The following is a 22,599-nucleotide window of genomic DNA, read 5'->3' as shown; positions in this document are numbered from 1 at the left end:
CCGCGCTATAACAAGACAATGTTCATGGAGTAGTCCGATGGCCCCGAAGGTACCTCCTCAACCGACGCTAGAGCAGAGCAGCACCGCCGCGGAAGCCGGGCATGGTCACGCCCACCATGCCCCGCCGAAGGGCATCCTGCGCTGGTTGCTGACCACCAACCACAAGGAGATCGGCACGCTGTACCTGATCTTCTCGCTGACGATGTTCTTCATCGGCGGCATCTTCGCACTGGTGGTGCGGCTCGAGCTGTTCCAGCCCGGCCTGCAGTTCGTCAGGCCGGAGTTCTTCAACCAGATGACGACCATGCATGGCCTGATCATGGTCTTCGCGGCGGTCATGCCGGCCTTTACCGGTTTGGCCAACTGGATGATTCCGCTGCAGATCGGGGCGCCCGACATGGCCCTGCCGCGACTCAACAACTTCAGTTTCTGGCTGCTGCCGGTGGCCTTCTGCCTGTTGCTTTCGACGCTGCTGATGCCCGGGGGTGGGCCCAACTTCGGCTGGACCTTCTATGCGCCGCTGTCGACCACTTATGCGCCGCCTTCGACGACCTTCTTCATCCTCTCGCTGCATATCGCCGGCATCAGTTCGATCCTGGGGGCGATCAACATCATCGCCACCATCCTCAACATGCGTGCGCCCGGCATGCGCCTGATGGACATGCCGCTGTTCGTCTGGACCTGGCTGATCACCGCCTTCCTGCTGATTGCGGTGATGCCGGTGCTGGCCGGGGTGATCACCATGATGCTGATGGACATCAACTTCGGCACCAGCTTCTTCAATGCCGCGGGGGGTGGCGATCCGGTGCTGTTCCAGCACCTGTTCTGGTTCTTCGGCCATCCCGAGGTCTACATCATGATCCTGCCGGCATTCGGCATCGTTTCGGCGATCATCCCGACCTTCTCGCGCAAGCGCCTGTTCGGCTATGCCTCGATGGTGTACGCCGTCGCCGCCATCGCCATCCTCTCGTTCGTGGTCTGGGGTCACCACATGTTCGCGGTGGGGATGCCGCTGGTCGGGCAGCTGTTCTTCATGTACGCCACCATGCTGATCGCGGTACCCACCGGGGTGAAGGTGTTCAACTGGGTGGCGACCATGTTCCGCGGTTCGATCAGCTTCGAGCCGCCGATGCTATTCGCCCTGGCTTTCGTGGTGCAGTTCACCATCGGTGGGTTCTCGGGACTGATGCTGGCCATCGCGCCGGCTGACTTCCAGTATCACGACACCTATTTCGTGGTGGCGCACTTCCACTACGTGCTGGTGCCCGGGGCGATCTTCGCGATCCTGGCCGGGGCCTACTACTGGTTGCCCAAGTGGACCGGTCACTATCCCAACGAGCGCCTGTCACAGTGGCACTTCTGGCTCTCGGTGATCGGCGTCAACCTGACTTTCTTCCCGATGCACTTCTCGGGCCTGGCCGGTATGCCGCGGCGTATTCCCGATTACGCGCTGCAGTTCGCCGACTTCAACCTGGCGTCGTCGTTGGGGGCCTTCATCTTCGGCTTCTCCCAGCTGCTGTTCGTCGCCCTCATCGTGCTTTGCGTACGCGGCGGCAAGAAGGCGCCGGCCCAGGCCTGGGGAGATTACGCCACGGACCTCGAGTGGAGCGTACCCAGCCCGGCACCGTTGCATACCTTCGAGACACCGCCGACCTTCGAGCGCCCGGCCCACTAAGGCCGGGACGTACGGGTGAAGTCGGCGTCGGCGAGGAGGAGTTAAGCATGAGCCGCAACGAGTCCGAGGTGCGTGAAGCCGGTGTGCGGCGCACGGTCTGGCGCACCGTGGCAGCCTTGGTCGGCATGTTCGCCTTTGCCTTCGCCCTGGTGCCGATGTACGACGCTTTCTGCCGGCTCACAGGCATCAACGGCAAAGTGGATACCACCGCCCAGGCCATCGTCAACGAGGAGGTGGACGAGTCGCGCATGGTGACCGTGCAGTTCATTACCCGTAACGGCACCGGGCTGCCGTGGCGCATGGAGGCGGAAACTCGCCAGGTGCGGCTGCACCCGGGGCAGACCTCCGAGATCTATTTCACCTTCAGCAACCAGAGCGGTGCCGAGAGCTGGGGCCGCGCCGTGCCCAGCGTCTCGCCCTCCAAAGCCACGCGTCACGTGCGCAAGACGAGCTGCTTCTGCTTCGAGGAGCAGCAACTGCAGGCGGGCGAACGGATCGAGCTGCCGCTGGTGTTCCAGCTGGCGCGCGATCTGCCCCCCGAGGTTCATACCGTCACCCTGGTCTATACCCTCTATCCCGTCGAGGGCAGACACCAGCCGCTGCAGGCGGAGGTGCAGACCAAACAAGGAGAAGAGGCATGAGTGGCAGTTACTACGTACCCGCAACGAGCAAGTGGCCGGCGCTGGGATCCCTGGCTCTCGGCGTGATGATGATCGGCACCGGCATGGTGCTGGTACATGGACGCGGCACCGTGGTCATGGCGATCGGTCTGGTCGGCGTGCTGACGGTCATGGCGCTGTGGTTTCGAGACGTGGTGCACGAATCTCGCAGCGGCCTCTACGATACCCAGATGGATCGTTCCTTCCGCTGGGGCATGGGCTGGTTCATTTTCTCCGAGGTGATGTTCTTCGCTGCCTTCTTCGGCGCGCTCTTCTATGTTCGAACTTTCGCCCTGCCGTGGCTGGGCGGCGAGGGCGCCAAGGGGGCCACGGCGCTGCTGTGGCCGGAGTTCACCGCGCACTGGCCGCTGCTCAACCCACCGGATTCTTCGGTGGCCGGCCCCGCCCAGGTCTTCAGCCCTTGGCAGCTGCCGCTGGTGAACACCTTGATCCTGGTCTCGTCGAGCATCACCCTGACCGTCGCCCACGAGGCGCTGAAGGAGGGTCATCGCCAGGTATGTCGCAACTGGCTGGCAGGAACCGTCCTGCTGGGGCTGTGCTTCATCACGATCCAGGCCGTCGAGTACTACGAGGCCTACGCCCATTACGGCATTACGCTGCAGGCCGGCATCTACGGCGCCACTTTCTTCATTCTGACCGGTTTCCATGGCCTGCACGTCATTATCGGCACGATCATCCTGATCGTGATGCTGGTGAGGATCATGCGGCGCCACTTCACTGCCGAGGAGCACTTCGGCTTCGAGGCGTCGAGCTGGTACTGGCACTTCGTCGATGTGGTCTGGGTGGGGCTGTTCATCTTCGTCTACGTCTTCTGACCGGTCAGGCGGCGGCTTGGGCTCATGCCTCGCCCAGGCCGCCGAAGTAGAAGCCGTAGAAGAGCAGGGCGACCAGCAGGGCCGCGAGGGTGACGCGGACCTTCAGTGAGATCAGCAGGCGGCGGGACTGGCTGTCGTCGCGCAACAGGAAGCCTACGCCGGCCGCCAGGCTGGCCAGCATGGCCAGGAACAGAGCCGCGATCAGGGTCTTGAGAATCATGGGGCACTCCATCGAAGGTCAGGGAGCCAGGGCAGGCCGGGGACCGTCATCGCGCCTGCCCAGGAGGCGATTGGGTCTGTGGTACCTGCTCTGGTCGTTGCTTGTGATTGTCGGGCTAAGCCTTGGACTATGGCAGTGGGAGCGGGCCGACGACAAGCGCCGCTACCTGGCTCGGCTCGACGCGGCACCAACGCTGACATCGCCCCACGAGCCGCCGCCGGAGGGAGCCCGTCTGACACTGAAAGGGGAGTACGTGGCGCAGGAGACCCTATTCCTCGACAATCGTACCCATGAGGGACAGCTGGGCGTGGCCGTGCTCACTCCGCTGCGCGACGATGCGGGGCGCCTGTGGCTGGTGCAGCGAGGCTTCATGCCCACGGGGCCGACCCGCGACACACCCAGCACCGAGACGCCCGCGGGCGAAGTCGAGCTACGCGGGCGCTGGCAGCTCGCCGGCGATGGGGCGCCGCTCTTCGGGCCCAACCGGGAGGGCATGCGCCTGCAGCGCATCGACCTCGCGGCGTGGGAGATTCCGGAAGGATTCGCGTATCCGGGCTGGCTGCATCTCGAGGAGGGGCCTGGGCGGCTCGAGCTGTGGTGGCAGCCCAACGTGGTGCCGCCTGCGCGTCACGTGGGCTATGCCGTGCAGTGGTGGGGGCTGGCGCTGGCAGCGTTGGCCGTGATGATTATCGGAGGACGACGGTTGACCAGGGAGCAGTGGTCGAACGGCGTGGACTCATGAGCGGCAACTAGCGGAGCAAGATCGTGCAGCAAGCCATGAACGTACAGCGACAGCGCCTCAAGCTGTTCGCCCTGATCGCGGTTTTCGCCCTGCCCATGCTGACGGCCTGGGTCATGGTGCAGTGGCGCATCGGCATCCCCGCGCAGCGTACCGCGCACGGCGAACTGGCGCCTGACGTGCCGGTGCTGGCGGAGTGGCCGCTGGAGCCACGCCATGCCTCCCTGGATGGAGGGGACTGGATATTGGCTTTCGATTGCAGCCGCGACTGTCGCGCCGAGGCCGATCGCTGGTGGCGCATGCACCGCGCACTGGGGCGGGAGGCGCCGCGTGTCAGCCGATTGCGGATCGGCGGGATGCCAGAGGCCCTGCCGGGTGAAACGGTAACCCAGTGGCGGGAGCGCCCCGAGTGGCAGCAGCCAGGGGGCATCTGGCTGCTCGACCCCGAAGGGCGGGCGGTCCTGAGTTATGCGCAAGGCGTGTCGCAGCGTGACGTATTCGACGATCTCGGCCATCTGCTGAAACGCAATCCCGATCGGCGTGCGGTGACGGAATTGGACGGCGAGCGTCCTTGAACGCCCGGTGCCGCCTGGCGGTGCGGGCCCCGGATGTGACAAGGTGACGGAACATGACAGGATCCAGGATGCCAGGCATGCAGGGTGCTTTCACACCAGGACTTCTCGAGCCGGCCCATTCGCGTCGTCTGCGCTGGTTGCTCAACCTCAGCCTGGTTGGTGTCGTCTTCACGGCGGTCGTCGTGCTGATCGGTGCCTGGACGCGGCTGGTAGATGCCGGGCTTGGTTGTCCCGACTGGCCGGGCTGCTACGGTGCCTTGGTAGTGCCGGATGCCGAGCGCGCCATGGCCCATTCGCCGGGTGCGCCGCTGGAGACGTTCAAGGCCTGGATGGAGATGATTCATCGCTACGTGGCGTCGACGCTCGGTCTGCTGGTGATTACGCTCCTGGCTCTGGGCGCCGGCCTGCGCCGACGTAGCGGTTATCCGTGGGCGATCAACTTGGCGCTACTTGGGGTGATCCTTGTTCAGGGGGCGTTCGGTGCCTTTACGGTGACGCTCAAGCTGTGGCCGCAGGTGGTGACCCTGCACCTGCTGGGCGGGCTGACGGTGCTGCTGCTGTTCCTGTGGCTGCACCTGAGCCTGCGCCGCTTCGCCAAGGGGGCCGCGCCCGGGGCGCCAAGGCGTCGTCTCACGCCGCTGTGGGGGCTGGCCATGCTCCTGCTGGTGCTGCAGCTGGCGCTAGGGGGCTGGGTGTCAAGCAACTATGCCGGAATTGCCTGCCAGGGATTCCCGACCTGCAACGGTCAATGGTGGCCGGAGATGGACTGGAGCGAGGGGTTCCATCTGACTCAGACGGTCGGGCCGAACTATCTCTACGGCCAGCTGCATGCCGAGGCCCGCACCGCCATTCATCTGGGGCATCGCCTCGGTGCGCTGCTGCTGGGGTTGGCGCTGCTGGCGCTGGCGCTACGCCATTGGGGCGAGGCGCGCATGCGGCCCTGGCTGGCGGGGCTGGTTGCCGCCTATGCTGTGCAACTGGGGTTGGGTGTCGCCAACGTATTGATGTGGCTGCCATTATGGTTGGCGTTGCTGCATACGGCCGGGGCCGTGTCACTGGTCCTGCTGCTGACATTGGCCGTGTGGAGCTGGCGAGAGACGGCCGTCGAGGCCGTGGGTTCAACGGGAAAAGACAAGGAGTGGGCGAATGTCTAACGCGCTGTTGAAGCGAGAGAGTGTGAAGCGCGTACCGCCGGCACAGTGGGAGGCTTCCGACTGGACCTGGCAGGACCTGCTCACGCTGTGCAAACCCAGGGTGGTCGTGGTGATGTTGGTGTGTGCGCTGGTAGGGATGGCGCTGGCGACACCGACGCTGCCCTCGCTTGCCGTGATGGTGTACGGTCTGGCCGGCATCGGCATGGCCGCGGGCGGAGCGGCTGCGTTCAATCATGTGGTCGATCGTCGGCTCGATGCGATGATGCTGCGCACCTCGCAGCGCCCCCTGGCAACCCGGCGGATGCCGACGCCACTGGCGCTGATTTGGGCATCGCTGCTCTCGGTTGCCGGCATCAGCCTGCTGCTGTGGCAGGTGAATGCGCTGACGGCGTGGCTGACGCTGGGCTCGCTGATCGGCTACGCCCTCATCTATACGGCGTTTCTCAAGCGTGCGACCCCGCAAAACATCGTGATCGGCGGCGTCGCCGGGGCGGCGCCCCCCATGCTCGGCTGGACGGCGGTGACCGGACAGCTGGGACCGGAGCCGCTGCTGCTGGTGCTGATCGTGTTTGCCTGGACGCCGCCGCACTTCTGGGCGCTGGCGATTCACAAGCGAGACGAGTACGCCCGCGCCGGGGTACCGATGTTGCCAGTGACTCATGGCGAGGCATTCACGCGGTTACAGGTATGGCTCTATGGCTGGCTGACCGTCGCCGTGACCCTGCTGCCGTTCGCCATCGGCATGAGCGGTGCCGTCTACCTGATAGGCGTCATGGTGCTGAATCTGCGCTTCATGTATTGGAACTGGAAGGTCTGGCGTGGCGCGGACCCTCAGGCCCCGCTGGCGGCCTTCTGGTTCTCCATTCGCTACATCCTGGGCGTATTCGGCGTGCTGCTACTGGATCACTACGCTGGCCTGTGGGCCTTCACGTAACGAGAAGGGTCGGGCCTGTACCGGCAAACGCCTTGCGTTACAATGCGCGGATCATTCCGTCAGTCTGGAGATGCGATGACGACGACAACGGCATTGATCCTGCTTGGGGTGGGCTTGGCGATCGTTACCGGCCTGGGGGCTTATGCCTTTACGCTGTGGCAGGAGGTGAAGCGCCGCCAGGCCTTTCGTGAGGAGGAGCTTCGTCGCGCCCACGAGAACTGTCTGTCCAACCTCGAGATCGTCGCGTCGTCGCTGATCCAGGAGCAAGTGGACGTCACCGAGGGCGCCTGGCGATGCAAGCTGCTGCTCGATATCCTCGATCCCGGTCTCATCGAAAGACCTGGTTTTCAGGCCTTCGGTGAGGTTTATGCCCGTACGCGGCACCTGCATACGCACGCCGCACGCAAGCAGTTGGCGCCGCGCGAGCGGATGCGTGAGGACCGCGAGCGCCTCGAGGTCGAGGCGGAGTGGCGCCAACCGGTTCTGGCAGCAGCGGAAGAGGTGCTTAAGTTTCGCCGCCGCTGGCCGGATGGTTTGCATTGAAGCTATACAAACACTTTACGCCAAGGTATGTTGGCGGCGTCTTGTACTCCATCAAGCTGATCAGTGTCCATTGACGGGATTTTTCTGGCAAAATTCTGCAAGATGGTCAACGAATGGAGTGTGAGGACGCTTTGAGCAAAGGCAATAAAGGCCTACACTTGAAGCCGTTGGGTCAATGAATGCCCTGACCTTCGGGGAGTTCGCTTTCGCATAGCCCCGAGATGAAATCAAGAAGGAGTCTTGCAATGAAAAAATCAACGACTGGCTTGCTGTTGGGTTCTGCACTGATGATTGGCCTTTCCGGCTGTGCCACCGATTTCCAGCGCGGTGGTGAGACATCTGGCGGCATGTCGAATACCTCCGGCGATCGTGCCTGGTATCAGCACCCCCTGGTGTGTGGCATCGCCGGCGGCCTGGTAGGCGGCAGCATCGGCTATGCGACCAGCGGTGAATCCGATGAGGAAGAAGGCACTGCAACCGGTGCGGTGGCAGGTTCCGCCGTTGGTGCCCTGCTGTGTGCCGACCGCACGCCGGAACCGGTAGCCGAGCCCGAGCCGATGCCGGAGCCCGAGCCTGCACCGGCTCCTGCACCCGAGTTCGAACCGGTGGTACTGGACAGCGAAGTGACCTTTGCCTTCGATTCCGCCGAGATTCGCGAGAGCGCCTACCCGATTCTCGATCAGGTGGCTGCTACCCTGCGCGAGAATCCGCGGATGCGCGTCAGCATCGAGGGTCATACCGATTCCATCGGTTCCAACCAGTACAATCAGGACCTGTCTCAGCGTCGCGCCGACTCCGTGCGTGACTTCCTGGTGTCTCGTGGTATCGATTCGAATCGCATGACCACGCGTGGCTACGGCGAGGAACAGCCCATCGCTACCAACGAAACTGATGCCGGACGTGCGCAAAACCGTCGCGTCGAGATCAACAACTGGGATTGATCGCGACTCTCCCCGGACGTGTTGTCCGGGGTTTGGCGTCAACAGGGGCACCTTCGGGTGCCCCTGTCGTTTCTTTACCCGGTGAATCGGCACAGGCCGTGGCGCAGCGGGGCTAGACTCTGTTAGTCTTGTCGGCTGCCGCGACGTACGGCGGGGCCGTCTGGTACGGCACCCGTATCGCCCAGAGTAATGGGTGGGCTGTATGCCTCGCTGGCTGACACGCTTTTCGTACCGCTATCAACCGCGACATGTGATCCCTGGTATGGATCACCACTGCGCAAAGGATGCTTTGATGCCCATCGTGACCCTGCCGGACGGCAGCCAGAGAACCTTCGACGAACCCCTTAGCGTGATGCAGCTCGCCGAGTCCATCGGGCCGGGTCTGGCCAAGGCCTGCGTGGCCGGCAAGATCGACGGCGTGCTGGTCGATGCCGCCGACCTCATCGAGCATGATGCCGAGGTGGCGATCATCACCGCCCGCGACCCCGAGGGGCTCGAGGTCATACGTCACTCGTGCGCCCACCTGATCGGGCATGCCGTCAAGCAGCTCTATCCCGAGGCCAAGATGGCCATCGGCCCGGTCATCGAGGACGGCTTCTACTACGACATCGACTTCGGCCGCTCGGTGACCCCGGACGATCTCGCCGCCATCGAAGAGCGCATGAAGACGCTGATCGACAGCGAGTACGATGTCGTGCGCGAATACGTCGATCGCGACCAGGCGATGCTGACCTTCCTGCATCGTGATGAGCCCTACAAGCAGGAGATCGTCCGCGACATACCGGAAGGCGAGACGATCCGGCTCTACTACCACAAGGAATACACCGACATGTGCCGGGGGCCTCACGTGCCCAATACGCGGCACCTGAAGGCCTTCAAGCTGACCAAGCTGGCCGGCGCCTATTGGCGCGGCGATGCCAGTAAGCCGATGCTGACCCGTATCTACGGTACCGCCTGGGGTGACAAGAAGCAGCTCAAGGCTTATCTGCAGCGCCTCGAGGAGGCCGAGAAGCGCGACCACCGCAAGCTGGCACGCAAGCTCGACTACTTCCATATGCAGGAAGAGGCACCGGGCATGGTCTTCTGGCACCCCAAGGGCTGGAGGCTGTGGCAGGTCGTCGAGCAATACATGCGCAACGTCTATCGCGAGGGCGGCTATCAGGAAATCCGCTGTCCGCAGATCATGGACGTCTCGCTGTGGAAGAAGTCGGGTCACTGGGATAACTACGCCGAGAACATGTTCTTCACCGAGTCGGAGAAGCGCGAGTACGCGCTCAAGCCGATGAACTGTCCCGGCCACGTGCAGGTCTTCAATTCGGGACTGCGCAGCTATCGAGAGCTGCCGGTGCGCTATGGTGAGTTCGGTGGCTGCCATCGCAACGAGCCGTCGGGGGCGCTGCATGGCATCATGCGCGTCCGCGCCTTTACCCAGGACGACGGCCATGTCTTCTGTACCGAAGCGCAGATCGAACCCGAGGTGACGGCGTTTCATCGCCAGGCCCTGAAGGTCTATCGCGACTTCGGTTTCGAGGACATTGCGGTAAAGATCGCCCTGAGGCCCGACAAGCGGCTGGGCGACGACGACGTCTGGGATCGCGCCGAAGCCGCACTGCGCGGGGCGCTGTCGGCCTGTGAGGTGGAGTGGGAAGAGTTGCCGGGAGAGGGCGCCTTCTACGGGCCCAAGATCGAGTACCACATGAAGGATTGCCTCGGCCGCGAGTGGCAAGTGGGCACCATGCAGGTCGATTTCATGATGCCGACTCGCCTGGGGGCCCAGTACGTGACCGAGGAGGGGGACCGTAAGCCCCCGGTGATGCTCCACCGTGCCATCGTTGGGTCGATGGAGCGCTTCATCGGCATTCTGATCGAGCACTATGCGGGGGCCATGCCGCTGTGGCTGTCTCCGGAGCAGGTCGTGGTGATGAACATCACCGACGCTCAGCGCGATTATGCCGTCGAACTCGAGCGGCGCTTGCAGAAAATTGGTCTGCGAGTCAAGGCGGACTTGAGGAACGAGAAGATCGGCTTTAAAATCCGCGAACATACGTTGCAGAAGGTTCCCTATCTCCTGGTGGTAGGAGATAAGGAAGTCGAAGCCGACTCGGTTGCCGTGCGTACGCGCACCGGCGAAGACCTGGGCACCATGACCGTCGACGCCTTCATCGGGCGGGTACGGGAAGAAGGTTGGTGAGCACAGGTTGGTAAAGACAGGTTGGTAACGACATCGTCAATTACCGGAACGGAGACGGAACGATCAAGCGAAGCAGCCAGCGCGGACGTCCTCAGGACAAGCGCCCCCCAATGAACGAGCGGATTACCGAGGATCAGGTGCGCCTGATCGACAGCGACGGCGAGCAGCTGGGCGTAGTGCCCACCAGCGAAGCGCTCGAGCGTGCCGAAGCGGCCGGTCTAGACCTCGTCCAGATTTCCAATGCCGATCCGATCGTCTGCAAGATCATGGATTACGGCAAGTTCGTCTTCGAGCAGAAGAAGCAGAAGTCAGCTCAGAAGAAGAAGACGAAGCAGATTCAGGTCAAGGAAGTCAAATTCCGGCCTGGCACCGACGAGGGCGACTATCAGGTCAAGCTTCGTAACCTGATTCGCTTCCTCGAAGGTGGCGACAAGGGCAAGGTCACGCTGCGTTTTCGCGGCCGTGAGATGGCGCACCAGGACATTGGCCGCAAGCTGATGGAGCGGATCGCCGCGGATCTCGAGGAGATCGGGACCGTGGAGGCCTTCCCCAAGATGGAAGGGCGCCAGATGATCATGATCATTGCCCCCAAGAAGAAGTGATCCGAAGGCCAGTCAAACGGCTGCCCGGCAAGCGCTGGGCAGCGGCCCCGGATTTTCTGAAAAATCTCGAGCGGAGTTAGTCTCATGCCGAAAATCAAGAGCAACAGCGGCGCTGCCAAGCGCTTCAAGAAGACGGCCAACGGCTTCAAGCACAAGCAGTCGTTCCGTAGCCATATCCTGACCAAGAAGTCGACCAAGCGGAAGCGTCAGCTGCGCGGTATGAAGCAGATCCACGACGCCGACAAGGCCCTGATTCAGCGCATGCTGCCGAATCTGTAAGCCTTTGGTTGCCCCACTTTAACGTCAGGAGAAAGCCATGACTCGTGTCAAGCGTGGTGTCGTCGCTCGCCGTCGTCACAAGAAAGTTCTCAAGCTGGCCAAGGGCTACTACGGTGCCCGTTCACGCGTCTTCCGCGTGGCCAAGCAGGCTGTCATCAAGGCCGGTCAGTATGCCTATCGCGACCGCCGTCAGCGCAAGCGCCAGTTCCGCGCCCTGTGGATCCAGCGTATCAATGCCGGCGCTCGCCAGCACGGCATGTCTTACAGCCGCTTCGTCGGTGGTCTGAAGAAGGCTGGCATCGAGATCGATCGCAAGGTGCTGGCCGATCTGGCCGTTCACGAGAAGGCTGCTTTTGCTGCCATCGTCGAGAAGGCCAAGGCTGCCCAGTAAGTGACATCGGCCAATGGCGTCGGGCCGGCCCAGGCCGGTCCGTCACGATGCCAGACCGTCGCAGGGGAAGAGCAGCCGCTCTTCCCCTGTTTTTTGTGGTCAGCCTGCCTGGCGGCCACCCTGTGGACCGTCGCTGGCGCGACGTCAAGAATCGCTTGCGGCGATTCCTTTGCCACTCGCCACTGACGCGTTAATAGTAGAATCAACGATTTCGGAGCTCAGCGGATGGACCATCTACCGTCATTGGTCACCGAGGCCCGTCAGGCCATCCAGGCCGCCGAGAGCATCGCGGCGCTCGATGAGCTGCGCGTGCGCTACCTCGGCAAGAAAGGCGAGATCACCGCCCAGCTCAAGGGGTTGGGCAAGCTGCCGGCGGAGGAGCGGCCCGCGGCTGGTGAGCGTATCAACCAGGCCAAGCAGGCCCTGTCCGAGGAGCTCGACGCCCGCCGGCAGGCGTTGTCGAAGGCTGCGCTGGAGGCTCAGCTGGCAGAGGAGCGTATCGACGTGACCCTGCCGGGGCGTGGCCAGGCCAGCGGTGGCCTGCATCCGGTCACGTTGACGCTGGAGCGCATCGAGGGGTTGTTCAGCCGCATCGGCTATGATGTGGCGGTCGGCCCCGAGGTCGAGGACGACTACCACAACTTCGAGGCCCTCAACATTCCGGCCCACCACCCGGCACGGGGCATGGCCGACACCTTCTATTTCGATGCCACGCGGCTGCTGCGCACTCACACCTCGCCGGTGCAGGTGCGCACCATGAAGGAGCAGGCGCCGCCGATCCGCATCGTCTGCCCCGGGCGGGTCTATCGCAGCGACTCCGACCTGACCCATACACCGATGTTCCACCAGGTCGAGGGTCTGCTGGTCGACGAGGACGTCAGCTTCGCTGACCTCAAGGGCACCATCGAGGACTTCCTCCACGCCTTCTTCGAGCGTGACGATCTTTCGGTGCGTTTTCGCCCCTCCTATTTTCCCTTCACCGAACCCTCTGCCGAGGTCGATATTCAGTGCGTGATGTGCTCGGGCGAGGGTTGTCGGGTCTGTTCGCATAGCGGCTGGCTCGAGGTGATGGGCTGCGGCATGGTGCATCCTGAGGTTTTCCGCCACTCCGGCATCGACTCGGAGCGCTACAAGGGCTTCGCCTTCGGCATGGGCGCCGAGCGTCTGGCCATGCTGCGCTACGGAGTCAACGACCTGCGCATGTTCTTCGACAACGATCTGCGCTTCCTGCGCCAATTCGCTTGACCGACCGCTGCAGAACACAGGATTTGTCATGAAATTTTCCGAACAGTGGCTGCGTGAATGGGTATCGCCGCAGCTGGGCGTACAAGAATTGGCCGACCAGATCACCATGGCCGGTCTGGAAGTCGATGCCATCGAACCCGTGGCATCGGTCTTCAGCGGCGTGGTGGTAGCTGAGGTCGTGGACAAGCGGCAGCATCCCGATGCCGACAAGCTCAACGTCTGCCAGGTGGTAGACGGCAGCGGCGAGACGGTGCAGGTCGTATGCGGCGCTGCCAACGTGGCGGTAGGGCAGAAGGTACCCTTTGCCCGTGTGGGCGCCGTGCTGCCAGGCGATTTCAAGATCAAGCAAGCCAAGCTGCGTGGCGTCGAATCGCGCGGCATGATCTGCTCGGCTTCCGAGCTTGGCCTGGCCGAGGAAACCTCCGGGGGCATCCTGGTGCTGCCCGCCGATGCTCCAGCCGGCGAGGACTTCCGCGCCTGGATGGGGCTCGATGATCATACCGTCGAGGTCGACCTGACGCCCAATCGTGGCGACTGCCTGAGCCTCAAGGGGCTGGCGCGGGAGGTCGGCGTGCTCAACCGCCTGCCGGTCACGCCCCCCGTTATCGAGCCGGTCGCCCCTCGTCATGATGAGACGTTCCCCGTGCACGTCGAGGATGCCGAGCGCTGCCCCCGTTATATTGGGCGGCTGATCAAGGGGGTCGACGTCACCGCTGCCACACCACTATGGATGGTCGAGCGGCTGCGGCGCAGCGGCATCCGCTCGATCGACCCGGTGGTCGACGTGACCAACTACGTGATGCTCGAGCTCGGCCAGCCGCTGCATGCCTTCGACCGCGACAATCTGCACGGTGCGGTAGTGGTGCGGCTGGCGCGCCAGGGCGAACGGCTGATCCTGCTCGATGGTCAGGAGATTGCTCTGGAAGCGTCCACGCTGGTGATCGCCGACGAGCGCGGCCCGCTGGCGATCGCTGGGGTGATGGGCGGCGAGCATTCCGGAGTGGGACCGGCGACGCAGGATATTTTCCTCGAGTCCGCCTTCTTCTCGCCGCTGGCGGTGGCAGGCCAGGCGCGCTCCTACGGGCTGCACACCGATGCGTCGCACCGCTTCGAACGCGGCGTCGACCCTCAGCTCACGCAGGAAGCCGTGGAGCGTGCCACGGCGCTGCTGCTGGCGATCACCGGCGGTGAGCCGGGGCCGCTCGTAGAGGTGGCGAGCGAAGCCAACCTGCCCACCAAGCGTGAGGTGACCCTGCGTGCTGCGCGGCTCGAGCAGGCGCTATGCAAGGCGCTGCCTGGCGAAGAAGTGCAGGACATACTCGAGCGGCTGGGCATGCAGGTCCGTGCCATCGAGAGCGGTTGGCGAGCCAGCGTGCCGAGCTGGCGCTTCGACATTGCCATCGAGGAGGATCTGATCGAGGAGGTGGCGCGCATTCATGGCTACAACCGTCTGCCGGTGCGGCGTCCGGCGGCGCGGTTGGCGCTGCGTCCTGATAACGAGGCGCGCACGCCGCTGGCCAGGCTACGTCGACAGATGGTGGCGCGTGGATATCAAGAGGCGATCACCTACAGCTTCGTGGCGCCTGAACTCCAGCAGGCCCTGCTGCCCGAGGCGGTATCGCCGCGGCTGGCCAACCCCATCTCCAGCGATCTCGCGGTAATGCGGGCGAGCCTGTTCCCGGGGCTGGTAAGGGCGCTCGAGTATAACCTCAACCGACAGCAGACCCGCGTGCGTCTGTTCGAGACCGGGCTGGTATTCCGCGGCGAGCTGGACGAGCTGGAGCAGACGCCCATGGTCGGCGCCCTGGCCTGTGGTGAACGCTTTCCGGAAGGCTGGGCCGGTGGCCGCGAGAAGGTCGACTTCTTCGATCTCAAGGGGGATCTCGAGAGCCTGATCGCGCTCGGTGGAGAAGAGAACGCCTGGCGCTTCGAGCCCGGTGAGCATCCGGCACTGCATCCGGGCCAGAGCGCGCGGATTATTCACCGTGGCGAGCCGGTCGGCTGGATCGGGGCGCTGCATCCGGGCGTCAAGGCCGAACTGGGCCTCAAGGCCGACGTGTTCCTGTTCGAGGTGCGCCAGGACGCGCTGACCCATGGGGTCCTGCCCGGGTTCGAGCCATTGTCGCGCTATCCGGAGGTGCGTCGGGACCTGGCTTTCCTGATGGCGGAGGAGTGTCCCGTGCAGGCGTTGCTGGATTGCGTTCGTCACCAGGCGGGGGAGTGGCTCCAGGAACTGAACCTGTTCGACGTGTACCTGGGCAAGGGCGTGCCCGAAGGAAGCAAGAGTGTAGCCTTGGGCTTGACCTGGCAGCATCCTTCGCGCACGCTGAATGACGATGAAATCAATCAGTTGGTCGATGCCATCGTCGCCGAATCACATCAGCACCTGGGGGCCGAGCTGCGCGGATGAGCGTAGGTTCGATGGGGTGTCGTCAAGGCGGCGGGCTGGACCGCCATTCTGAGGAGGTGACATGGGAGCGTTGACCAAGGCGGAACTGGCCGAACACCTGCACGCCGAGCTTGGGCTGACCAAGCGTGAAGCCAAGGCCATGGTAGAGGCTTTCTTCGAGGAGATCCGGGCGTGCCTGCGCGAGAACGAGCAAGTGAAGCTGTCAGGATTCGGCAACTTCGATTTGCGCGACAAGCGTGAGCGCCCCGGTCGCAACCCGAAGACCGGCGAGGAGATCCCCATCTCGGCACGTCGCGTGGTAACGTTCCGCCCTGGGCAGAAACTCAAGAGCCAGGTGGAACGCTACGAAGGTTCGTCCCCCAGCTGATGCTGTGACAGGATGCCACCCCCGTGGTGGCATCCGGCACGCTACACGCCCCCGCCATTCTCCATCAGCCAGGTGATCACCACCTTGAGGATGTAGCCCATCATGCCCGCTCCGAGCACCACGAAGAGCATGAGGGTGCCGAAGCGTCCGGCCTGGGATTTCTTGGCCAGGTCCCAGATGATGAAGCACATGAAAAGGATCAGGCCACCGATGAGCAGTGGGGTGATCCAGGCTTCGAACGTCTGCGTCTGCAGCATGTCGCCTCCTTGCAAGAAAGGCCGACCATTATACTCGGGCATGATGTCCGCTGCATGCGGCACCTCGTCACCAAGGGTCGTGGCCAAAGCCGAACTGCGACATCCGACAGGCGCATGGTACCATCGCGTCGAATGAATTCAGGTTAACCCTCGACATGCCAATGCTTAAGATCTTCGTAGGAACCATGTACGGCGGCGCGCTCGACGTCGCCGAACAGGTCGCGCCGCTGTTCGAGGCGGCCGGCTATGAAACCGCCATTCTCGAACAGCCCACGCTGGAAGACTTGACGGAAGAGCAGCCCGATCTGGCGCTGTTCTGTGTTTCCACCACCGGTAGCGGCGACTTTCCCGGCAACTTCGTGCCCTTCGCCCGTGGGCTGGATGAGCACAGCCCATCGCTGGTGGGACTGCGCTACGGTGTGATCGCCTTGGGCGACAGCTCTTATGGCGATACCTTTTGCGGAGCCGGTCGCCGCCTCGACGAAATGCTCGAGGGGCTGGGCGCCACTCGCCTGGGGGAGCGGCTGGAGGTCGATGCCATGGAAACCTTCATGGCCGACGATGCTGCGCTGCCATGGGCCGAGGAATGGATCGAGACCCAGCAGCTCAAGGTGGCCTGAGATGAACGCTTCGCCAACCGCCGAGCGGTTGAGCCTGTTGACGGGCCTGCTGATCCTGATGCTGGCCACCGTGCCGCGCTATCTCGCTGGCGGTCACGACAATCGCCTTACTCTGATCGTAATCGCCATTGGCGTGGTGGCGGTGGTGGCAATGCTGAACTGGCGCATGCTGGGCGCAGACGAGCGTTCCCGGCTGCCACGGCTGGGCAGGCGGCTGGCACTGTCGCTGGTGGCTGGGCTGGCACTGATGGGTCTCTGGCATGCGCTGCTCACCGACTGGATGAGCTGGCAGCTGTTGATCGCTCATGGCGCCACCCTGGGGCTGCTGCTGCATGCTCTGTGGCTCTGGGGACGACCCATCAGCCCGCAGGGTTGAGGGAAAATGGCCGGGTGCGGTTGCGCCCAGCCATTATGCCGCTACTCTTTTCCTCCCGATCACACCAGTCGATAGCAGGGCACGTACTCCTGTCCCGGGAGCTTCATGCGGCCCTGGGCGACGAAGGAGCCGAGCAGCTCATCCAGGCGCCGCATTAGCTCGGACTCGGCGTGCAACTGAAAGGGTCCGTGGGCTTCGATCGCGCGCAATCCGTGCTCCTTTACATTTCCTGCCACGATGCCTGAGAACGCGCGACGCAGGTTGGCCGCCAGTTCGTGCACCGGTTGGTTGCGATGCAGTGCGAGGCCGGCCATCGCGGTATGCGTCGGTTCGAAGGTGTCCTGAAAATCGCGTGCAACGGTGAGCCGCCAATTGAAATGGAAGGCGTCCTGGTGGGCACGCCGGAATTCGGTGACGCTGTCGATGCCCTGGCGCATGGTGCGAGCGACCTCGACGGGGTCGTCGACGATGATGCGGTACTTGCTGCGTACCGCTTCACCCAGGGTATAGACCAGGAATTCATCGATACGCTGAAAGTATTCGGCCGAATTGGCGGGGCCGGTGAAGATGACCGGCAGCTTCATGTCGTGGTTGTCCGGGTGGAGCAGGATCCCCAGCAGATAGAGAATCTCCTCGGCCGTGCCGACCCCGCCGGGGAAAACCACGATGCCATGCCCAAGGCGTACGAAGGCCTCGAGGCGTTTTTCGATGTCGGGCATGACCACCAGTTCGTTGACCAGCGGATTGGGCGCTTCGGCGGCGATGATGCCAGGCTCGGAAATGCCCAGATAACGACCATCGCCGATGCGCTGCTTGGCATGCGCCAGGTTGGCCCCCTTCATCGGTCCTTTCATGGCGCCAGGGCCGCAGCCGGTGCAGATGTCCAGCTCGCGTAGGCCAAGATGGTAGCCGACGTCCTTGGTGTAGTCGTACTCCTCGCGAGTGATCGAGTGGCCGCCCCAGCACACCACGATGCCGGGGTCGCGGCCGGGCTTCAGCGTGCCGGCCTTGCGCAGGATGTGGAACACGGCATTGGTGGTGCCTTCACCCGTGGTCAGGTCGAAGCGCTGGTGATGCTGGATCTCGTTATAGACGTAGATGATGTCGCGCAGCACCGAGGACAGATGCTCGCGGATGCCGCGGATCATCTTGCCGTCGACGAAGGCCTCGGCCGGTGCATTGGTGACCTTGAGTCGGATGCCTCGATCCTGCTGGATCACTTCGATATCGAAGTCGTGGTAGGTCTCCATCAGCACCAGGCTGTCGTCGGTCATGCTGCCTGAGCTGAGTACGGCTAGCGAACAGCGCCGCAGCAGGTCGTGCAGGCCGGCCTTGGAGGTATCGCGTAAGCGGTTGACCTCGTGCTGCGAGAGCACTTCCAGGCTTCGCAGGGGCGAGATGGTGGCGGAGATGGTATCGGGCATGAAACGATCCTTGTGGTGTCGGCTTGCGTCCCTGTCGCATGGAGGTGGACAGGGGGTCATGCAATATTCATCGATTTGAGATCATCGAGACGTAAGTCGATGCTACCACGCTGGCCAGAAGGGCGCAGCGCTGCGCCGCCTGGCTCGCGGTGGTAGGATGGCAGCATCCGGTCGCGCCCCGACCGCACTAGCAAGCGATGCGCCATGTTCAATGCCCAGTATTTCCGTACCTTCATTACCCTGGTCGAAACCGGCAGCTTCACGCGCACCGCACGCCATCTCGACATGACGCAACCTGGCGTCAGCCAGCATGTGCGCAAGCTCGAGCAGTACCTCGACAAGCCGCTGCTGGAGCGCCAGGGGCGGCGCTTCACGCTCACCGAGGCGGGGCGGCGGGCCTATGACTACGGTCTGCGCCTGTTCGCCGAGCACGAGCAGTTCCGCCATTCACTGGATGACGATGCGCTCGATACCGGAGAATGCCGCATTGCCTCCCCCGGCAGTGTGGGTCTGATGTTCTACCCCTACATTCTCGGGCAGCAACAAATGTCGCCGGGGCTGACGGTCAACTACAGTTTCGCCTTCAGCCACGAGATCGTCTCGGACGTGCTGGCGGGGCGCTACGACCTGGGGATCGTCACCGAGCCGATTCGGCACCCCGAGCTGGATTGCCGGCTGTGGCATCAGGAGCCGCTGTGCCTGGTGGTGCCCGCCGATTTCGCCGGTACTTCTCTTACCGAGCTGATGGGTATCGGCTTTCTCAACTATTCCGACGGCATCAACCATGCCGGGGCGCTATTGCGCAGCAACTTTCCCGACGAATTTCGCTCCATGAGCCAGTTTCGCCGTCAGGGCTTCACCAACGAGGTGAGCATGGTGATGGATGCGGTAGCCCGTGGCCTTGGCTTTACCGTAGTGTCGCGGCTGGTGCTGGAGACCTCGCCTTGGCAACGCCAGGTCAAGGAGCTCGATTTGCCGGTAACGGAGCATGAGGCGCTGCATCTGGTCACTCGCTCAGGCGCCAAGATACCGCGCCGATATGCGCGCTTGCTGGAGGGATTCCGCGAGCAGCGCATGCGTGAGCGTTTCGGCTACGGGGAAGTCACTTCGCCGCTGTAGGGCAGGCAGACACAAGGCAAACGGCCCGCCGATCGCTCGGCGGGCCGTTTCGCTTTGCTGCTTCAGTCAGCGACGCGTCAGTCGCGGTACTCGTCGATGCTGGGGCAGGAGCAGATCAGCTGGCGGTCGCCGAAGACGTTGTCGACGCGATTGACTGCTGGCCAGTACTTGGCCGCCTTGACCGCTTCCGCGGGGAAAGCACCGACCTCGCGGGAGTAGGGTCGCTCCCAGGTTGAGTCCATCAGGTCGGCCATGGTATGCGGTGCGTTCACCAGCGGGTTGTCGTCGGCCGGCCACTCGCCGCGCTCTACCCGAGCGATCTCCTCGCGAATGGCGATCATGGCGTCGCAGAAGCGGTCGATCTCGTAGCGCGACTCCGATTCGGTGGGCTCCACCATCAGCGTGCCGGGCACCGGGAAAGACATGGTCGGCGCATGGAAGCCGTAGTCCATCAGGCGCTTGGCGATGTCTTCTTCGCTAATACCCGAGGCCGCCTTGAGCGGGCGGATGTCGATAATGCACTCGTGGGCCACGGTACCGTTGACGCCGCGATAGAGTACCGGGTAGTGCCGCTCGAGGCGCTTGGCGACGTAGTTGGCGTTGAGGATGGCCAGCTCGGTTGCCTGGCGCAGGCCGCGTGCGCCCATCATCTTGATGTAGGCCCAGGAGATCGGCAGGATCGAGGCGCTGCCGTAGGCCGCCGCCGAGACCGCGCCGCAATGCTCCTTGACGCCCGGAATCGGCGTCACCACGTGATTGGAGACGTAGGGCGCCAGGTGCGCCTTGACTCCGATCGGGCCCATGCCCGGGCCACCGCCACCATGCGGGATGCAGAACGTCTTGTGCAGGTTGAGGTGGCTGACGTCGCCGCCGAAGTCGCCGGGGCGGGAGAGGCCGACCTGGGCATTCATGTTGGCGCCGTCGATGTAGACCTGGCCACCGTGGCGATGGACGATGGCGCAGGCCTCACGTACCCCCTCCTCGAACACGCCGTGGGTCGAGGGGTAGGTGAGCATGATTGCCGACAGGGCGTCGCCGTGCTGCTCGGCCTTGGCACGCAGGTCGTCGAGATCGATGTTGCCCATCTCGTCGCACTCGACCACCACTACTTTCATCTGCGCCATGGCGGCGGAGGCGGGGTTGGTGCCGTGGGCGGAGCTGGGGATCAGGCATACGTCGCGGTGTCCCTCGCCCTGGGCGGCCTGATAGCGGCGAATGGCCACCAGGCCGGCGTATTCCCCTTGGGCGCCGGAGTTGGGCTGCATCGAGATGTGGTCGTAGCCGGTGATCTCGACCAGGAAGGCCGCCAGCTCGTCGATCATCTGCTTGTAGCCGACTGCCTGATCCCGCGGTACGAAGGGGTGCAGCTGGCCGAACTCTGGCCAGGTGATGGGAATCATCTCGCTGGTGGCGTTGAGCTTCATGGTGCACGAGCCCAGCGGGATCATCGCATGGGTGAGCGAAAGATCCTTGTTCTCCAGGCGCTTGAGGTAGCGCAGCATCTCGGTCTCGCTGCGGTAGCGCTGGAAGGTCGGGTGCGTCAGGAACTCGCTCTGGCGACGACTGGCGGCGGGAATCCCGCTGATGCCTTGGCTGGCCACCTGTTCGTCCAGGGCCGTGACGGAGAGGCCATGCTCCTCATCGAGCAGCACGTCGAACAGCGTGTCGAGATCGTGGGCGGTGGTGGTCTCGTCCAGACTGACGCCGATGTCGCCGTTGTCGAAATAGCGCAGGTTGATTTCGTGGGTCAGGGCGCGGCCGTGAATCTTGCCGGCATCAACGCCGCTCAGGCGCAGGGTATCGAACCAGCTGTCGTGCCCCAGCGCCACCCCTTTGGCCTTCAGCCCTTCGGCCAGGATAGTGGTCAGGCGGTGGATGCGCGTGGCGATGGTAGTGAGGCCTTCGGCCCCGTGATAGACGGCGTAGAAGCCGGCGATGTTGGCCAGTAGCGCCTGGGCGGTACAGATGTTGGACGTGGCCTTCTCGCGACGGATGTGCTGCTCGCGGGTCTGCATGGCCATGCGCAGGGCGGTGTTGCCGCGGGCATCCTTGGATACGCCGATGATGCGACCCGGGATCGAGCGCTTGAGCTTGTCGGTGGTGGCGAAGTAGGCGGCATGCGGGCCGCCGTAGCCCATCGGTACGCCGAAGCGCTGGCTGTTGCCGACCACGATGTCGGCGCCCAGTGCGCCCGGTTCCTTGAGCAGTACCAGGCTCATGATGTCGGCGGCCACGCAGGTCATCACGTTCTTCTCGCGCGCGGCGGCGAGCAGCGGGGCGAGGTCGTGGACGCGGCCGCTTTCGCCGGGGTACTGCAGCAGGGCGCCGAACACGTCGTGCTCGGCCAGGTTTTCGGCGGGGCCGACGATCAGTTCGAAGCCGAAGTAGTGGGCGCGCGTACGCACCACGTCCAGCGTCTGCGGCAGCACGTCGTCGGCAACGAAGAAGGCGTTGCTCTTCGATTTCTTGTTGGCGCGCTGGCACAGCGCCATGGCCTCGGCGGCGGCGGTGGCCTCGTCGAGCAGCGAGGCGTTGGCTAGCTCCATGCCGGTGAGATCCATCACCATCTGCTGGAAGTTGAGCAGGCCTTCCAGGCGGCCCTGGGCGATTTCCGGCTGGTAGGGCGTGTAGGCGGTGTACCAGCCAGGATTCTCCAGCACGTTGCGCTGGATTACGGCGGGCACATGGGTGTTGTAGTAGCCCTGGCCGATGTAGGTCTTGAACACCTTGTTCTGGCGCGCCAGGCGCTTGAGATAGTCGAGCGCCTCGGCTTCGCTGCGTGGCGGATCGAGATCCAGCTCGCGATTCAGGCGGATGTCTGCGGGTACGGTACGTTCGACCAGTGTATCGAGGCTGTCCATGTCCAGCGCCGCCAGCATGGCGGCTACATCTTCGGCTCCGGGGCCATTGTGGCGACGGATGAAGGCGTCATGATCGGCCAGTTCGGCCAGGCGGCGGTTGTCGTTAACCATGGATAACCCTGTACGTTGTGGGGATGTGCCCGGCGATTCGAAATGCCCGGTCGCCGGGACGGGAGCATCG

At 63.7% G+C, this 22,599-nt stretch carries 23 protein-coding genes; 19 read left to right on the top strand and 4 right to left on the bottom strand.

What is annotated here, in order from left to right; genetic code table 11:
* Positions 1-37 precede the first annotated feature (37 nt).
* The 3 genes from ctaD to KPL81_RS12425 are packed head-to-tail and all read left to right on the top strand — an operon-like array spanning position 38 to position 3,170.
* Positions 38-1,675: a cytochrome c oxidase subunit I gene (gene ctaD, locus KPL81_RS12435; RefSeq protein ID WP_209478145.1), complete on the top strand. Its 1,638-nt coding sequence runs from the start codon at positions 38-40 to the stop codon at positions 1,673-1,675.
* A gap of 47 nt (positions 1,676-1,722) precedes the next feature.
* Positions 1,723-2,316: a cytochrome c oxidase assembly protein gene (locus KPL81_RS12430; protein WP_219792454.1), complete on the top strand. Its 594-nt coding sequence runs from the start codon at positions 1,723-1,725 to the stop codon at positions 2,314-2,316.
* The gene (locus KPL81_RS12425) at positions 2,313-3,170 is read left to right on the top strand and encodes a cytochrome c oxidase subunit 3 (protein ID WP_209478149.1); all 858 of its coding nucleotides are present in this window, start codon (positions 2,313-2,315) and stop codon (positions 3,168-3,170) included. The genes KPL81_RS12430 and KPL81_RS12425 overlap by 4 nt, the downstream gene beginning before the upstream one ends.
* A 22-nt stretch (positions 3,171-3,192) precedes the next feature.
* On the opposite strand, the gene KPL81_RS12420 is transcribed toward KPL81_RS12425, so the two are convergent.
* Positions 3,193-3,390 carry a DUF2909 domain-containing protein gene (locus KPL81_RS12420; protein ID WP_209478151.1) on the bottom strand — a complete coding sequence of 66 codons (198 nt, stop codon included), beginning with the start codon at positions 3,388-3,390 and terminating at the stop codon, positions 3,193-3,195.
* A gap of 70 nt (positions 3,391-3,460) precedes the next feature.
* Between KPL81_RS12420 and KPL81_RS12415 the strand changes: the two genes are divergently transcribed.
* The 13 genes from KPL81_RS12415 to ihfA all read left to right on the top strand — a co-directional run bounded on the left by KPL81_RS12415 (position 3,461) and on the right by ihfA (position 15,761).
* On the top strand, positions 3,461-4,132 hold the full coding sequence (locus tag KPL81_RS12415; protein WP_240549224.1) for an SURF1 family protein: 672 nt from the start codon (positions 3,461-3,463) through the stop codon (positions 4,130-4,132).
* Between the two features lie 23 nt (positions 4,133-4,155).
* Positions 4,156-4,704, top strand: a complete 549-nt coding sequence (locus tag KPL81_RS12410; RefSeq protein WP_219792452.1) for a hypothetical protein — start codon at positions 4,156-4,158, stop codon at positions 4,702-4,704.
* Between the two features lie 77 nt (positions 4,705-4,781).
* Positions 4,782-5,858, top strand: a complete 1,077-nt coding sequence (locus KPL81_RS12405) for a COX15/CtaA family protein (RefSeq protein WP_219792645.1) — start codon at positions 4,782-4,784, stop codon at positions 5,856-5,858.
* On the top strand, positions 5,851-6,792 hold the full coding sequence (gene cyoE, locus KPL81_RS12400; RefSeq protein ID WP_219792451.1) for a heme o synthase: 942 nt from the start codon (positions 5,851-5,853) through the stop codon (positions 6,790-6,792). Before KPL81_RS12405 ends, cyoE begins: the two co-directional genes overlap by 8 nt.
* A 75-nt stretch (positions 6,793-6,867) precedes the next feature.
* The gene (locus KPL81_RS12395) at positions 6,868-7,335 is read left to right on the top strand and encodes a DUF2489 domain-containing protein (protein WP_219792450.1); all 468 of its coding nucleotides are present in this window, start codon (positions 6,868-6,870) and stop codon (positions 7,333-7,335) included.
* Positions 7,336-7,580: 245 nt separating this feature from the next.
* Positions 7,581-8,276 (top strand): OmpA family protein, encoded by a 696-nt coding sequence (locus KPL81_RS12390; RefSeq protein WP_209478161.1) that lies wholly within the window; start codon positions 7,581-7,583, stop codon positions 8,274-8,276.
* A gap of 292 nt (positions 8,277-8,568) precedes the next feature.
* Positions 8,569-10,467 (top strand): threonine--tRNA ligase, encoded by a 1,899-nt coding sequence (gene thrS / locus KPL81_RS12385; protein WP_219792449.1) that lies wholly within the window; start codon positions 8,569-8,571, stop codon positions 10,465-10,467.
* A 32-nt stretch (positions 10,468-10,499) separates the two neighbouring features.
* The gene (gene infC, locus KPL81_RS12380) at positions 10,500-11,069 is read left to right on the top strand and encodes a translation initiation factor IF-3 (RefSeq protein ID WP_479688650.1); all 570 of its coding nucleotides are present in this window, start codon (positions 10,500-10,502) and stop codon (positions 11,067-11,069) included.
* An 84-nt stretch (positions 11,070-11,153) separates the two neighbouring features.
* The gene (rpmI, locus tag KPL81_RS12375; RefSeq protein WP_089725334.1) at positions 11,154-11,348 is read left to right on the top strand and encodes a 50S ribosomal protein L35; all 195 of its coding nucleotides are present in this window, start codon (positions 11,154-11,156) and stop codon (positions 11,346-11,348) included.
* Between the two features lie 37 nt (positions 11,349-11,385).
* Complete coding sequence (gene rplT / locus KPL81_RS12370) at positions 11,386-11,739, top strand: 50S ribosomal protein L20 (protein WP_219792447.1); 354 nt, start codon at positions 11,386-11,388, stop codon at positions 11,737-11,739.
* A 225-nt stretch (positions 11,740-11,964) separates the two neighbouring features.
* Positions 11,965-12,984 (top strand): phenylalanine--tRNA ligase subunit alpha, encoded by a 1,020-nt coding sequence (gene pheS / locus KPL81_RS12365; RefSeq protein ID WP_209478167.1) that lies wholly within the window; start codon positions 11,965-11,967, stop codon positions 12,982-12,984.
* Positions 12,985-13,012: 28 nt separating this feature from the next.
* Positions 13,013-15,394, top strand: a complete 2,382-nt coding sequence (pheT, locus tag KPL81_RS12360; RefSeq protein WP_219792446.1) for a phenylalanine--tRNA ligase subunit beta — start codon at positions 13,013-13,015, stop codon at positions 15,392-15,394.
* A 61-nt stretch (positions 15,395-15,455) separates the two neighbouring features.
* Positions 15,456-15,761 carry an integration host factor subunit alpha gene (gene ihfA, locus KPL81_RS12355; RefSeq protein ID WP_209478171.1) on the top strand — a complete coding sequence of 102 codons (306 nt, stop codon included), beginning with the start codon at positions 15,456-15,458 and terminating at the stop codon, positions 15,759-15,761.
* A gap of 41 nt (positions 15,762-15,802) precedes the next feature.
* Here the strand turns inward: ihfA and KPL81_RS12350 are convergent, their stop codons facing one another.
* On the bottom strand, positions 15,803-16,018 hold the full coding sequence (locus tag KPL81_RS12350) for a DUF2788 domain-containing protein (RefSeq protein ID WP_209478173.1): 216 nt from the start codon (positions 16,016-16,018) through the stop codon (positions 15,803-15,805).
* A 155-nt stretch (positions 16,019-16,173) separates the two neighbouring features.
* Here KPL81_RS12350 and KPL81_RS12345 point away from each other — a divergent pair, with 155 nt between their 5' ends.
* Positions 16,174-16,638 carry a flavodoxin domain-containing protein gene (locus KPL81_RS12345; protein WP_219792445.1) on the top strand — a complete coding sequence of 155 codons (465 nt, stop codon included), beginning with the start codon at positions 16,174-16,176 and terminating at the stop codon, positions 16,636-16,638.
* A gap of 1 nt (position 16,639) precedes the next feature.
* Positions 16,640-17,014, top strand: a complete 375-nt coding sequence (locus tag KPL81_RS12340) for a hypothetical protein (RefSeq protein ID WP_219792444.1) — start codon at positions 16,640-16,642, stop codon at positions 17,012-17,014.
* 59 nt (positions 17,015-17,073) lie between these two features.
* Here KPL81_RS12340 and ppnN read toward each other — a convergent pair whose 3' ends face one another.
* Complete coding sequence (gene ppnN / locus KPL81_RS12335; RefSeq protein WP_240549223.1) at positions 17,074-18,438, bottom strand: nucleotide 5'-monophosphate nucleosidase PpnN; 1,365 nt, start codon at positions 18,436-18,438, stop codon at positions 17,074-17,076.
* 204 nt (positions 18,439-18,642) lie between these two features.
* On the opposite strand from ppnN, the gene KPL81_RS12330 reads away from it, so the two are divergent.
* Positions 18,643-19,557 (top strand): LysR family transcriptional regulator, encoded by a 915-nt coding sequence (locus KPL81_RS12330; protein WP_219792443.1) that lies wholly within the window; start codon positions 18,643-18,645, stop codon positions 19,555-19,557.
* Positions 19,558-19,634: 77 nt separating this feature from the next.
* Here KPL81_RS12330 and gcvP read toward each other — a convergent pair whose 3' ends face one another.
* Positions 19,635-22,529 carry an aminomethyl-transferring glycine dehydrogenase gene (gcvP, locus tag KPL81_RS12325; RefSeq protein WP_219792442.1) on the bottom strand — a complete coding sequence of 965 codons (2,895 nt, stop codon included), beginning with the start codon at positions 22,527-22,529 and terminating at the stop codon, positions 19,635-19,637.
* Between the last annotated feature and the right edge of the window lie 70 nt (positions 22,530-22,599).

It is taken from the genome of Billgrantia antri, from assembly GCF_019430905.1.
Lineage (GTDB): Bacteria > Pseudomonadota > Gammaproteobacteria > Pseudomonadales > Halomonadaceae > Halomonas > Halomonas antri.
The sequence above is the reverse complement of the archived record's forward strand: the minus strand, read 5'-3'. Positions and strand labels throughout refer to the sequence as shown.

What these genes read in the sequence shown, in the direction of transcription:
- ctaD (WP_209478145.1), top strand. Translation starts at nt 38, where the DNA reads ATGGCCCCGAAGGTACCTCCTCAACCGACGCTAGAGCAGAGCAGCACC.
- KPL81_RS12430 (WP_219792454.1), top strand. Translation starts at nt 1,723, where the DNA reads ATGAGCCGCAACGAGTCCGAGGTGCGTGAAGCCGGTGTGCGGCGCACG.
- KPL81_RS12425 (WP_209478149.1), top strand. Translation starts at nt 2,313, where the DNA reads ATGAGTGGCAGTTACTACGTACCCGCAACGAGCAAGTGGCCGGCGCTG.
- KPL81_RS12420 (WP_209478151.1), bottom strand. Translation starts at nt 3,390, where the DNA reads ATGATTCTCAAGACCCTGATCGCGGCTCTGTTCCTGGCCATGCTGGCC.
- KPL81_RS12405 (WP_219792645.1), top strand. Translation starts at nt 4,782, where the DNA reads ATGCAGGGTGCTTTCACACCAGGACTTCTCGAGCCGGCCCATTCGCGT.
- cyoE (WP_219792451.1), top strand. Translation starts at nt 5,851, where the DNA reads ATGTCTAACGCGCTGTTGAAGCGAGAGAGTGTGAAGCGCGTACCGCCG.
- KPL81_RS12395 (WP_219792450.1), top strand. Translation starts at nt 6,868, where the DNA reads ATGACGACGACAACGGCATTGATCCTGCTTGGGGTGGGCTTGGCGATC.
- KPL81_RS12390 (WP_209478161.1), top strand. Translation starts at nt 7,581, where the DNA reads ATGAAAAAATCAACGACTGGCTTGCTGTTGGGTTCTGCACTGATGATT.
- thrS (WP_219792449.1), top strand. Translation starts at nt 8,569, where the DNA reads ATGCCCATCGTGACCCTGCCGGACGGCAGCCAGAGAACCTTCGACGAA.
- rpmI (WP_089725334.1), top strand. Translation starts at nt 11,154, where the DNA reads ATGCCGAAAATCAAGAGCAACAGCGGCGCTGCCAAGCGCTTCAAGAAG.
- rplT (WP_219792447.1), top strand. Translation starts at nt 11,386, where the DNA reads ATGACTCGTGTCAAGCGTGGTGTCGTCGCTCGCCGTCGTCACAAGAAA.
- pheS (WP_209478167.1), top strand. Translation starts at nt 11,965, where the DNA reads ATGGACCATCTACCGTCATTGGTCACCGAGGCCCGTCAGGCCATCCAG.
- pheT (WP_219792446.1), top strand. Translation starts at nt 13,013, where the DNA reads ATGAAATTTTCCGAACAGTGGCTGCGTGAATGGGTATCGCCGCAGCTG.
- ihfA (WP_209478171.1), top strand. Translation starts at nt 15,456, where the DNA reads ATGGGAGCGTTGACCAAGGCGGAACTGGCCGAACACCTGCACGCCGAG.
- KPL81_RS12350 (WP_209478173.1), bottom strand. Translation starts at nt 16,018, where the DNA reads ATGCTGCAGACGCAGACGTTCGAAGCCTGGATCACCCCACTGCTCATC.
- KPL81_RS12345 (WP_219792445.1), top strand. Translation starts at nt 16,174, where the DNA reads ATGCCAATGCTTAAGATCTTCGTAGGAACCATGTACGGCGGCGCGCTC.
- KPL81_RS12340 (WP_219792444.1), top strand. Translation starts at nt 16,640, where the DNA reads ATGAACGCTTCGCCAACCGCCGAGCGGTTGAGCCTGTTGACGGGCCTG.
- ppnN (WP_240549223.1), bottom strand. Translation starts at nt 18,438, where the DNA reads ATGCCCGATACCATCTCCGCCACCATCTCGCCCCTGCGAAGCCTGGAA.
- KPL81_RS12330 (WP_219792443.1), top strand. Translation starts at nt 18,643, where the DNA reads ATGTTCAATGCCCAGTATTTCCGTACCTTCATTACCCTGGTCGAAACC.
- gcvP (WP_219792442.1), bottom strand. Translation starts at nt 22,529, where the DNA reads ATGGTTAACGACAACCGCCGCCTGGCCGAACTGGCCGATCATGACGCC.